Here is a 12,501-nt window from a genome sequence, read left to right on the forward strand (position 1 = left end):
TCTGACGGATTTGAAATCATGGATACATTTTTAAAACAGTGAGGGAGGAACATCAAATGCTGAAGGGATTGACACTTGCAGGTTTGGGAGCAATCGAAAGTGAGGAAAGGTTCATCGAACTGGCGGGTGCGAACGGTTTTCAAGCGGTTGACGTTGATGCCAGGGGGTTGGTTGAGCGGCTGGGAACGGAGAGAGCTGCAGCTAAGCTTAAGGAGCACGGAGTCGTCATCGGCGCGATCGGCTTGCCCGTGGAATGGAGAGCGGGCGAGGACGAATTCCTGGCCGGGCTCCCCGGCTTGACGGAAGCGGCTGCGGCGGCCCGGTCGCTGGGCTGCACGCGCTGCTGTACGTACATCCTGCCGTCGACCGACGCCAAACCGGCGCATTTCATGGCGCTCGCCACCCGGCGTCTGCGTATCTGCGCCCAAATCCTCGGCGCCTATGGCATCAGCCTGGGACTGGAATTCGTCGGTCCGCATCATTTGCGGACGGCCTGGAAGTACCCTTTCATCTGGACGATGGAAGAGACGCTGGACTGGATCGGTGCGATCGGTGAGCCGAATGTCGGCCTGCTTCTGGATGCGTATCACTGGCATACGAACAGTTTGACCGCAGCCGACATCGAGAAGCTGCAGTCGCAGCAGATCGTTCATGTGCATATCAACGATGCACCGGATTTGCCGGTCGAGGCTGTGCTGGATAACGGGCGTCTGTACCCAGGGGAAGGCGTCATCGACTTGGAGGGATTTTTAAAAGGGCTGCAGCGTATTGGATATGACGGCATCGTGTCGCAGGAAGTCCTGACGCAGGCCATGCCGGAAGAGACGCCGGAGCAGCTGATCATCCGCTCCAAAGCCGGGTTCGAACGCGTATTCTCCGCCGCCGGAATCGGTGCGGAAGGCAGAGGAACGCGATAAGTATATCCCGTGCACTTGCCATGGGGGTGAAAGGACCTTACAGCGGAAGTTTGGGCGGGGAAGTCATCAGATCAGGCAGCTGCTTGACAAGTCGCTGAACCCATCCTTCGTATCCGGCAGCCGGCCGTTCAATGCGTTGACCGGCTGCCTGAAACGTGAGGAAGCTGGGACAGCAGCACCAAACCAGATCAAACCATAGGATGTGATCCTTCATTTGGATAAGAGAAAAGAGATTCTATACCATGTTGAGAAGCTGCTAAAGGATAGAAACCGTTACATCTATACCGTGATCTCGCGGGTCGATTTCACCTGCTTTGTCACGAAGCAGCGGCTATCCTGCGAGGAAATAGAGAGTAACCGATTTGAGGCGATAGAGCCGGGCGACCGGTGGGGCGGTGACTGGACGTATGCATGGCTTCGGTCATCGGTTGCCGCTCCCACGGAAGCCGAGGGCAAACGCTTGGTCATCCGGGCCGATTTTGGTTCGGAGGCGACGGTCTACGTGAACGGAATCGTACGGGGGGCGCTGGATTTTCAGCACCATGACGTGACGTTGACACGCAGTGCGAAGGCCGGCGAGCGGTTTGAGGTCGCCGCCGAGGCGTATGCCGGCCATTCGGGCATTCAGCCGGTGTTTGGTGAGTCTCATCTTTGCCTTTTCGAAGAGGAAATCTATCAATTTTATATCGATCTGGAATGCTTGGTTCAAGTTAGAAATCATGTTGATCCGGATTCGCTGCGCGCGGCCGAAATCGACCGCGGTTTGACGGAGGTCGTCCGGACGATCGATTGGGGGCTTGCAAAGGATGCGCTGACGGCGAACATACAGCAATGCCGGCAGCGGATGGCACCGCTCCTGGCATGCGTAAACGGATCGACGGCACCCTTGCTGTACCTCATGGGGCAGTCCCATCTCGATATCGCCTGGTTGTGGCCGATGGAAGAGACCAAGCGGAAAATCGCCCGGACGATGTCCAATCAGCTTGCCCTCATGGAGGAATATTCCGATTACCGCTACGTCCAGAGCCAGCCCTACTTGTTCCAGCTTGCCAAGGACCTGTATCCCGAGTTGTACGGGCGCATCAAACAAGCGGTGGAGGAAGGACGGATCATTCCGGAAGGCGGCATGTGGGTGGAATCCGATACGAATCTGCCCGGCGGGGAGAGCCTGATCAGGCAAATACTGCACGGGAAGCGCTTTTTCAAGGAAGAGTTCGGCAAGGAGAACGAAATGCTGTGGCTTCCCGACGTGTTCGGGTACTCTGGCAACATGCCGCAAATTATGAAGGGCTGCGGGCTCCGGTACTTTGCTTCCGTGAAAATGTTCCAGACGTACGAGAATGTGTCGGAGCCGTTTCCGTACAATACCTTTCTTTGGGAAGGGATCGACGGCTCACAGGTGCTGACCCATCTGCTGGATTATGGCGATTTTCCGATTCGGGTCAATCCGTCGTTTCTCATCAGGCAGTGGAATGACCGGGTGCAGAAGGACGGCATTGCGACAAGACTCGTACAGTTCGGTCATGGCGACGGCGGCGGCGGGGCGAACCGGGATGACTTGGAATTCCTCCGCCGGCTTGAAAATTTGGAGGGTGTACCGCGTACGACGCATGGCTCGCCGATCGACTATTTTGAGGATCAGATCGAAAGAGGCATTCCCGATGCCAAATACGTCGGGGAGCTATACTATCCGGCGCACCGGGGAACCTATACGACGCAGGCTCGGATCAAGCGGCTAAACCGGAAGGCGGAGGTCGGGCTGCACGAGGCTGAAATGTGGGGTGCTGCTGCCAGCCTGCTTCAGCGCAGGTCCTATCCGTACGAGGAGATGGACCGGTTGTGGAAGAAGCTGCTGCTGCATCAGTTCCATGATATTTTGCCGGGCACGTCCATTCACCGCGTCCATGAGGAAGCGCAGGCTGAGCTGACGGAATTAAGCGGGCTCGTCGATGCGATGGCCTCCGGCGCAAGAGAGGCGCTTGCGGATGGCGGACGTTCCGGCGTCACGGCGTTTAACTCGCTCTCCTGGGCAAGGAAAGAGCTGGTAGCCCTGCCCGAAGGCACCCTAGCCATAGCAGACCGATACGGAAAAACGCTCCCTGTGCAGCGGCATGAAGGCATATGTTATGCGGAAGTCGAAACGCCGTCTGCGGGATGGGCGGCATATACGGTTACTGCGGCTGACGTAACGCCGGAAGCGTCGGGACAAGCTGTCTTATCCGCAACGAAGTCGCATCTTGAGAACGAATTCCTTGCCGTCGTCATTAATGAGCACGGAGAGATCGCAAGCATTCTGGATAAGGAAACCGGGACGGAATGGACGGCGGGACATTGCAATGTCATGAAGATGTTCCGCGATCAGCCGTCGGCATTCGACGCATGGGAAATTGACCGGGGCTATCAGGCGGCTCCGGTCGCGCTGGACGAGAAGGCAGAGGTCCAGGTCACCGCTCAGGGTCCCCTGTTTGCCAACATCCGTGTCGAACGCGTGCTTCATCGGTCTAAGATGATTCAGGACATCCGGCTCCGGGCCGGCAGCCGCCGCATTGAATTTCATACGACGGTACATTGGCATGAGAAGAACAAAATGCTGAGAGTCGATTTTCCTGTACGCGTCCATGCGAACGAATCGATACAGGAAATTCAGTTCGGTTACGTCAAACGGCCGAATCATGCTTCCAGGCCCCACGATGCCGACCGGTTTGAAGTATGCCAGCATAAGTGGGCGGTGCTTGCGGAGACGAACCGCAGCTTTGCGCTGCTGAACGATTGCAAGTACGGGATTGCCGTGCAGGATAACACGATCAGCTTGACGCTGCTTCGCTCGCCGACGCATCCGGACGAAGCGTCGGATCAGGGAACGCACAGGTTTACGTACGGATTCTTCGTATGGAACGGGTCCTTTCTGGACAGTCCCGTCGTTCAGGAAGCGTATGAGCTGAATTACCCGGTAAGCATTGTGCACAGCGGGAGCCGCGTGGATCATAAGTCCTTCGTTCAAGTCGATCAAGCCAATGTGATTGCGGAGACGGTCAAGCTGGCTGAAGACGGATCGGGCGACTGGATAATCCGGGCTTATGAATGCAAAGGTGCCACGGTATCGTGCGGATTGATCTTTGGCCTCCCCGTTAAAAAAGCGTATGAAACCAATATGCTGGAGGAAGTGTCGGCTGGCCTGCCGGTTGCAGAAGGGAAGCTCAAGCTTGATTTCCGTCCTTTCGAAGTGAAAACGATTCGGCTTGTGCTGCATGATGCGTAGAAGGGAAAGACCAAAGGAAAGATGGGAGGAACGGCGAAGATGAAGATGGACAAAGGACAGCGTCTGGTCATGATCGGCGATTCGATTACGGACTGCGAGCGTAAATTTCCTTACGGGGAAGGATTGTTTCAAGGTGTAGGCAAAGGGTATGTATCGCTGGTGGACACTCTGCTTCAGACGGCGTATCCGGAGCTGAACCTTCGGGTTACGAACATGGGGATCGGCGGCAATACGGTCAGGGATTTGAAAGCAAGATGGCAAACGGACGTGCTGGATTTAAAGCCGGATTGGCTGTCCATCATGATCGGCATCAATGACGTGTGGCGGCAGTTCGACCAGCCGGCGATTCCGGAATCGCATGTGCTGTTGGAAGAGTATGAACACACGTTGTTGGAACTGGCAGAGCAGGCGCTCCCCGGCCTGAAAGGGCTTGTCATCATGACTCCGTTCTATATCGAACCAAACGCCGAGGATGGGATGAGACGGCGGATGGATGAGTACGGCCGGGCGGCCCAAAGGGCTGCCAAGCGCGTAGGAGCACTATTCGTGGACACGCAGGCGGTATTTGAGCCGATGTTTGGTTATGTGCATCCTACCGCCATCGCATCAGACCGGGTACACCCGAGCTTAACCGGCCACATGCTGATCGCACGCGCCTTCCTGCAGGCGATTGGCTTCGATTGGAAGCGTATGAGCGGTGAGGTTAGCATGCGATAATCGTCAGGATCCGAACAGGATCAGAGTAAAGCATCGGCGGGTGAACCCGTTGACTAAGGTGTAAATATATCACCATATGAAAATTTCACAATAAACACAGGTTAAAGGCGAGCGTATTTCATACGCTTGCCTCTTCCTGCTTATATACTCCGGTTTATGTACTGATGGCTAAAATGGTCATGTTTCTTTGGCGCCGATCCTCCTATAATCATGTACAAAGAATTGGAGGAGGAACCATGATGGAGAGCGAAACTTCTTACGGTTTTGGATGGTATCTGAAGGAAACGGATCAAGCCATGACGCGTTATATGGATCGGTCCTTGGTAAAGATCGGCCTGACCCGTTTTCATTGGCAGATCATGAACCGGATCCACCTGAGCGGCTTGGCCGTCAAAGAAAAGCTGTATGCCCGCCATTATCTCGGAGCCGATGAATTCAATGAAGTCATCGATTCCTTGGTCCGCAGGGGATGGGTGTATATCGTTGAACCAGCGGAACCTGGCGAAACCAAGTTGCAGTTCACGGATGCCGGCGAGAACATGTATGCTGAGGTGGCCGCAACGGTGAAGGAAGCCGCCGTCCAAATGTTTGCGCCGATCACGAAGCAAGAATACGGAACAACGGTGAACGTGCTCAACCGCTTGATCCAACACATGAACGCAACGGGCACTGAGGACTAACCATTCTAATTATGTTAATAAAACAATATATGAAAAATTCACAACAGAAACATGAGTAATGCGTACCTAGGCTATGCCCACCTGAACCATCCCTCCTGCGGATCTATCCTGGAGAAAAGGCGGCTTGCGCCTGACACCTGCCGCCATTTCGCAATAGCATCCCCTGACCGGAGCGGCGGTTCTAAGGGGATGCTTGTTTGCGATTAACTGCTTGCGGGTCAGGGGGAACGCTCCGACCGCCCGGTTCCCCGCTTACGTCCGCAGCATATCCCGGAACATCAGGACCAGTTTCATCCGCAACAGGTGGTGATAATCCTTGAAGTCGATCTGAAGCAGCTCGCTGATTTTCTCGAGCCGGTAGGCGGCAGTGTTGCGGTGAATGAACAGCTGCTTGGCGGTTTCGTGGATCTGTCCGTTGTTCGCCATGTATAGCTCCAGCGTTCGCAGCAACTCTTGGGCGGAGTCGGGTGCCCGGTCCAGAAGCGGAGCCAATGCCATTTCGACGAACTGCCGCATTTTATGAACCGGAACGGATTGGAAAATGTAAGAAATTTCCACGTTGGCAAACTCGACGACGAGCGCGTCCAGGTTGAGCCGGGCAGCTGTGTCCCGGGCGTGCTGGCATTCACGGTAAGCGGCTTCCAGCTGGTCGGGCCGTGTTTTAGCATGGCTCACCGTCATGTGCAGATGCCCGCCGGCTTTGGCGGCAAGCTCGAAAAAGACGCGCGTCAACAGCTGAGGCAGCTTTCCGGAGCTTCGCGGGAGCTCGGAAGGGAAGATCGAGAGAATGGTGTCCTCCAGCTGAAAATGCAAGGGGGATAAATCCTTGAGCATCGGATGATAATGGAATTCCTGCTTGACGCTCTTGAGCAGATGGTCGGCCCGGCCGGCGTATTCGGGATTGCATGTGGTAAGCACGCATTGGAAAGAACTGCTGCCGAAAGGGATGCCGTGGCTGGAAGCACAGGCGACGAGCGCTTCGGCGGAAACTCGCTGCTTGAGGTAGTTTTTCAGCATTGCCGCAAATTCGTTCTGTGTCGATTGGGTGAGATCGTTGCGTTCGACCGCGTTCAAATGGTAGCCTATAATTTCGGCCGCCTGGTGGTACAGCCCTTCCTCCTCCTTCATCGGAATGCCCGGAGGAAGCCTGAAAATTGCCCGGCTGTTGAAGTCATGCTCCTGGCCGGGGCCTTTCAGGGGCACGCACAGCAGTCGTCCCTGCTCGCAGCGGAGCCACTGCGGCGTATCTTTGAGCTGACGTTTTTTGAGCAGCTGCATTTCGTCCGTAGTCAGGGTGCTGAAGAGCGTTTGGCCGCGCATGCCGGTGACGGCCAGGGGCACACCGAGAATTTCGCGGATCCGGTCAAACAGGCGGCCCGTATCGACAGGGGAGAGCGCGAAGCGGATGAGCTCCTTTTGTTTGTCCAGGACGTTTTGCAGGAGGAGCGTGTTCTTTTGCAGTTCAGCATTGAACAAGCCTTTCATTTGATCCGAGAACGTAAACGGAAACGGAAGCTCAATGAGGGGAAAACCGAGACGGTCGGCTTCCTCCAACATTTCGCTGGGAACCGAAGCCCAGAACCGTCCAAGCTTGATGCCGATTCCCGCCGCCCCTTTGTCAACCAGCTTCTGCAGCAGGCGGACCCCATCCCCGGGATTGTCCTTGATCAAATAAGCCGTCGTGAACAATATGTCTCCTTCCCGGACCCAATCGGAAATATCGGGTGCATCCATCACGTTGACTGATTTGACGATACGGTTCAAACCACTGCGGCCTGCGGTCAGTTTTCCTTCAGAAAGCGGGTAAATGGTGAGTGCATCTTCGATGGTCAAATACATACAGTCATCATCCTTTCGCAACTGAACTCTGTCGAAACGCGAAACATACAAGGGAAGCCCTTGGGGAAGGGCTGCACCGGATTGAATTCAATCAACAGGAAAGGCGGCTACTGCAACGGGAAATAGAACGGACGTACGTTTGGGTTGGCTCGGGGCATCGGAGGCGGGGGCTATCTTCCCAGGAAGATGCCACCGTAGATAAATGCCCCCACAATGACGAGTGCGGGATGAACTTTGCGTCGCTGCATCAGCCAGTACGCGATGAGGGCGATAGCGCCGAACTGGATCCAGCCGATGGAAACAATGGACTCTTTGGAGCTTTGAATGGTGAGCTGCAGCATCATGACGGCGATGACAGGCTGCACGAGCAGCGTCATGCCCTTGACCGCCTGGGACTGCTTGTATTTCTGCAAAATTCGCATCAATACGATTAAGGCGACGGCGGACGGCACGACGGTGGCGGCTTCGGCGGCAAGGGCCCCCATCCATCCGGCCGCATCGTAACCTACGTAAGCGGCGATCTTCGTCGCGATCGGTCCGGGGAGCGAATTGCCGAGAGCGAGCATGTTGGAAAACTCCGCGCCCGACAGCCAATGGTAATGCGGCACGATCTCCCGGTACATGAGCGGAATGGAGGAGGGGCCACCGCCATAGCCGAATACGTTGGCGAGAAAGAAGCCGATGAGGAGCTCAATCCATGTCTCCATGACGGCGTTCCTCCTTCCGCTTGCGGGCTTCTTTCAGCCTGCCCATGACCGTAAAGTGAACCGAGCCGTAGACAAGCGCGAGGGCGATTAGGATCGCCGGGTGAAGCTGCACCCACTCCAGCAGGACAAACGCGATAATCCCGCATGCGAGAGCAATATATTTACCCAGGCCCTTGACCGCCTTTTCGCCGAACTCATAGCACATCTGAGCCAGCATGACGGCCACGACCGGTACGACCCCTTCGATCATGCCGTGGATGATGCGGGACGAACTGAAGACGTCGATAAAAGAAACCAGTGCAATCATGGCGACCGCCGAGGGAAGAATATGGGCCAGCACCCCGACCAGCGCGCCGAGCGTCCCTTTCAGGCGGTAGCCGAGGTAAGCGGCCAGCTTGGTCGCGATCGGACCGGGCAGCGTGTTGGCGATGGCCAGCACCTCCCCGAATTCCTCATCAGCCATCCACCTGTACCGGGAGACGGCCTCGTGCCGGATGAGGGGGATGGTCGACGGACCGCCGCCATACCCGAGAATTCCGGTCCGGAACATGGCGAGGGATAATTCTGCGTATGTTTTCAGCATGGTGCACTTCCTTCCTTGTCGTTCAACGATTTTGACATTTTAATCCTCGATTTGGGCAGGATGCGGGGAACGCATTCTAAAGGCAAAGTTTCGGCATCATGGGAAAGAAGGCTGGACCGCTTTCGAAGCGTGGATCATCCGTGTGGCATGGATGTTATTTAAATTTACACTATAACGGTTTTCCCTCTGCTTGAAAAGTAGTTATTGCCAAAAAAACCTGCTGCATGTTAATTTAGTTAACAATTTAAGGCTGCAGGAGGGAAGAGTGATGAAGCAGGCTTCAATCGGCACGAAAACGATGGTGGTCAGCCCCCATGCGCTGGCTTCCGCCGCGGGCGCCCGAATGCTGGAAAAGGGCGGTAATGCCTTTGACGCTGCGGTCGCGGTCAGCAGCACCCTCGCGGTCGTCTATCCGCATATGACCGGGCTTGGCGGCGATTCTTTCTGGCTGTTGTACAGCCCCGGAGAGAGCGCAGTCCGGGGCTACAACGGAAGCGGCCGCTCGGGGTACATGGCATCGCCGGAGGCTTATGCCGACGAGCAGGCCATTCCGACGCGCGGCATCCGCAGCGTAGTGACCGTTCCCGGGATGGTGGACAGCTGGAGTGCCATTCTGCGGGAATACGGTACCCTGCCGCTTGGGGACGTCCTCGAACCGGCGATTACCTATGCCGTAGCAGGCTATCCGATATCCCGCAGCCAATACGTCAATACGACGCTGTGCGCCGGTCTGCTGGCTGCGAATCCCTATTCGGCTACCGCGTATTTGAACGGCGTCGGAGTCCCGCAGGCAGGCGCCCGATGGATCCAAAGCGGCTTGGCCCAAAGTTTGCGCCGGATCGCGTCCAAGGGCCGGGACGAATTTTACCGGGGCGGGCTGGCCCGGGACATCGCGTCATACATCCGGCAGTCCGGAGGGCTGCTGCTGGCGGACGACTTCGCCGATCACGAGGGCAATTGGGTGACCCCGCTTACCGGTTCCTACCGCGATCTGGAGCTGTACCAGCTTCCTCCGAACTCGCAGGGGTTTACGGGTATCATGATCGCCCAAATGCTCGAACATTTTGATTTTAACAGCATTCCGCACGGTTCGAAAGCATATTACCACGTGCTGGTCGAGGCGGTGAAACTTGCTTTCCGCGACCGCAACCTCGAGCTCACCGATCCGGATTTCCGGAACATTCCGGTGGATCGCTTTTTGGATAAGGCCTACTGCACGGAATTAGCGGGACGCATAAGTTGCGGTTCGGCCGCTCCGCTCACGGCCGAACCGCTCGGCAGCGATACGGCGTATGCCGCCGTGGTGGACGGGGACGGCAACGCGGTTTCTTTTATCCAGAGCCTGTACTTTGAGTTCGGATCGGGCGTAACGGCTGGGGAAACGGGCATTCTGCTGCAGAACCGCGGATCGTTTTTCTCCCTGGACGAGTCCTCCCCCAACCGGCTTGAACCGAGGAAACGGACCTTTCACACCCTGATGCCTGCACTTGCGCTCAAGGACCAGAAGCCTTATCTGCTCTACGGCTCAATGGGAGGAGAGGGACAGCCGCAGACGCAGACGGCGCTTCTGACCCGGATCGTCGATTACCGAATGGACCCGCAGGAAGCGATCAACGAGCCTCGCTGGGTGTGGGGCAGGACATGGGGCGAAGCCTCCACGGAACTGAAGATGGAAGCCAGGGTGGGGGAGCAGGTGCTCAGCGATCTGGCCGCCATGGGGCATGAGGTTCGAAAGATCGGCGACTGGGATGCCTTGACCGGTCATGCGCAGGCGATCCTTCTGGACGCTCACGGTTTTCGGATCGGCGGTGCGGACCCCCGCTCCGACGGAGCCGCGATCGGCTGGTAGTCTTTCGTATATCTTGAATTTGTTATGAAATATGACATAGTTAAACGAGTTACTTGTGGCCGATGTCCAAACATCGGCCTGTTTATTGTGCTTCTTCACAAAGATGTCTTCCAAACCGTTGTAGACTCGTGAATAGTCTGTTATAAAATGTAACATCAAACGATAAAAAGAAACGTAGACTGGGGGGGACAGCCGTGGAATTTGGACATGTGAAAGTAGAGAGGAAAGCAGCCTGCGTCATGCGGGACGGCATCACGCTGTATGCCGATATTTACCGTCCGGCGGAGGAAGGAACATTCCCGGTGCTGCTGATGCGGCAGCCGTACGGACGGAAAATCGCCTCAATGGTTACATACGCCCATCCCGTTTGGTACGCTGCGCGGGGGTATATCGTCGTCATTCAGGACGTGCGAGGGCGCGGGGATTCGGAGGGGGAGTTCACGCCGTTCGTGAGCGAAGCTGAAGACGGCTATGACACGATCGAATGGGCCGCTGGGTTGGAAGGGGCGAGCGGAAAGGTCGGCATGTACGGGTTTTCCTACCAGGGAGCGACACAGTGGGCTGCCGCTTCGCTGCATCCGCCGCATTTGGCTGCCATCGCGCCTGCGATGACTGCGGTCGACCTGTATCACGGCTGGATGTACACGTTCGGCAGCTTCGATGTTCAGAGCTGCCTGCCCTGGGCCTACCAGCTGGCCAGGGATACGGCGAGAAGGAAGGGCGACGCGGAAGCCGAAGCGGCATGTTCCCGCGTGATGAGCGATCCTTCCGGTGTACTGGCCCAGCTGCCTTTGGCTCAGGGGCATCCGCTGCTTGAAGCGTACCTTCCCGCTTATTTTGATTGGCTGGGCCATCCCGCGTACGATCAGTATTGGTCCCAACTGAACTGGCTGGACGCCTTCAAGGAACAGCCGGTTCCGGCGCTGCATATCGCGGGCTGGTACGATTTTCTGCTGGACGGCACGCTGCAGTCGTACCGTGCGCTGCAGGCACAGGAGAGCAGGGCGGACTGCTTCCACCGCCTGGTGGTCGGGCCTTGGACACATATTCCGTGGGGCCGCAAAGCAGGCGGGACGGACTACGGACCGGAGGCGGACGGCAATATCCACCTGGAACAGCTGGCTTGGTTCGACTATTGGCTGAAGGGCGAAGGCGGGTCAGACCTGAAGGAGCGGCAGCCGGTACGTTATTATGAAGCCGGCAGCGGCGCCTGGGTCGAAGCCGAAGCGTATCCGGCCGGAGCGGAAGGCGGCAGCCGGTGGTATCTAACCGGAACGCAGCTGCCGGCGAACGGGGCTTCCGGCGGCGGCCGGCTCGCTGCGGATGCAGACGCGGAGCCCGGCCGGGCGGCGGACGTGTTCGTCTACGACGCGCGCCTGCCGATGCCGCTTCGCTCGGTGCTGCCGGAGGACCGGAGCGCCCGGCAGGACCGCTTCGAAATCCTGGTGTATACCGGGGAGCCGGCCTGCGTACCGCTGCGGATCCTCGGCGCCCCGGAGGTGACCGTCTCCTGCCAGGTGATGGACGGCCCGACCGACCTTACGGCCATCCTGACGCAGGTCACGCCAGCGGGCGAAGCTCGGTTTCTGTCTGTGGGGCGCACGGAGATCGGCGCATCCGGTGCATCCGACGCATCCGGCAGCATCGGCGGCTGGGAAACGGCGACGATCCGGATGCGGCCGCTGGCCGCCGAGATCCCGGCAGGCTCGACGCTCCGGCTGGAGCTGAGCGGCAGCGCATACCCGCTGCTGCTTCGCCACCCCAACGGCATTCGGCTGCAGGAAGCCGCCCGCCAAGGGCCGGATGCACTGCAGATTGCCACAGTGGCGGTGGATGCCAGCGGAGGCACCTCCTGGCTTCAGCTGCCGATTCTTGGTGACACATCGGAATGAAGCGGACTAAAGGAATGAACCAAGCCAATGCGTGAACAACGCAGCGGGAGCCTGCATT

General features: G+C 57.4%; 9 protein-coding genes. 6 read left to right on the forward strand and 3 right to left on the reverse strand.

Annotated features, from left to right (window positions below):
* Positions 1–56: 56 nt before the first annotated feature.
* The 4 genes from FHS19_RS12880 (at position 57) to FHS19_RS12895 (ending at position 5,573) form a co-directional block, all read left to right on the forward strand.
* Entirely contained in the window at positions 57–917 is an 861-nt protein-coding gene (locus FHS19_RS12880) for a sugar phosphate isomerase/epimerase family protein (RefSeq protein WP_183582201.1), read from the forward strand.
* 214 nt (positions 918–1,131) lie between these two features.
* On the forward strand, positions 1,132–4,176 hold the full coding sequence (locus FHS19_RS12885; protein ID WP_183582202.1) for an alpha-mannosidase: 3,045 nt from the start codon (positions 1,132–1,134) through the stop codon (positions 4,174–4,176).
* A gap of 39 nt (positions 4,177–4,215) precedes the next feature.
* Positions 4,216–4,893 (forward strand): SGNH/GDSL hydrolase family protein, encoded by a 678-nt coding sequence (locus tag FHS19_RS12890; protein WP_183582203.1) that lies wholly within the window; start codon positions 4,216–4,218, stop codon positions 4,891–4,893.
* Positions 4,894–5,129: 236 nt separating this feature from the next.
* On the forward strand, positions 5,130–5,573 hold the full coding sequence (locus tag FHS19_RS12895) for a MarR family winged helix-turn-helix transcriptional regulator (RefSeq protein ID WP_183582204.1): 444 nt from the start codon (positions 5,130–5,132) through the stop codon (positions 5,571–5,573).
* A gap of 252 nt (positions 5,574–5,825) precedes the next feature.
* On the opposite strand, the gene FHS19_RS12900 is transcribed toward FHS19_RS12895, so the two are convergent.
* From FHS19_RS12900 to chrB, 3 genes are all read right to left on the reverse strand, one after another.
* Positions 5,826–7,412 (reverse strand): PucR family transcriptional regulator, encoded by a 1,587-nt coding sequence (locus FHS19_RS12900; protein ID WP_183582205.1) that lies wholly within the window; start codon positions 7,410–7,412, stop codon positions 5,826–5,828.
* A 170-nt stretch (positions 7,413–7,582) separates the two neighbouring features.
* Positions 7,583–8,119, reverse strand: a complete 537-nt coding sequence (gene chrA, locus FHS19_RS12905; protein WP_183582206.1) for a chromate efflux transporter ChrA — start codon at positions 8,117–8,119, stop codon at positions 7,583–7,585.
* A complete protein-coding gene (gene chrB / locus FHS19_RS12910; RefSeq protein ID WP_183582207.1) occupies positions 8,103–8,702 on the reverse strand; it encodes a chromate efflux transporter ChrB in 600 nt (199 codons plus the stop codon). Before chrB ends, chrA begins: the two co-directional genes overlap by 17 nt.
* Before the next feature lie 268 nt (positions 8,703–8,970).
* On the opposite strand from chrB, the gene ggt reads away from it, so the two are divergent.
* Both ggt and FHS19_RS12920 read left to right on the forward strand, forming a co-directional pair.
* A complete protein-coding gene (ggt, locus tag FHS19_RS12915; RefSeq protein ID WP_183582208.1) occupies positions 8,971–10,551 on the forward strand; it encodes a gamma-glutamyltransferase in 1,581 nt (526 codons plus the stop codon).
* A gap of 194 nt (positions 10,552–10,745) precedes the next feature.
* Positions 10,746–12,443 carry a CocE/NonD family hydrolase gene (locus tag FHS19_RS12920; protein ID WP_204797522.1) on the forward strand — a complete coding sequence of 566 codons (1,698 nt, stop codon included), beginning with the start codon at positions 10,746–10,748 and terminating at the stop codon, positions 12,441–12,443.
* The last annotated feature ends 58 nt before the right edge of the window (positions 12,444–12,501 follow it).

The sequence above is a fragment of the Paenibacillus rhizosphaerae genome, assembly GCF_014192015.1.
In the GTDB taxonomy this organism is placed as follows: domain Bacteria; phylum Bacillota; class Bacilli; order Paenibacillales; family Paenibacillaceae; genus Paenibacillus_AQ; species Paenibacillus_AQ rhizosphaerae.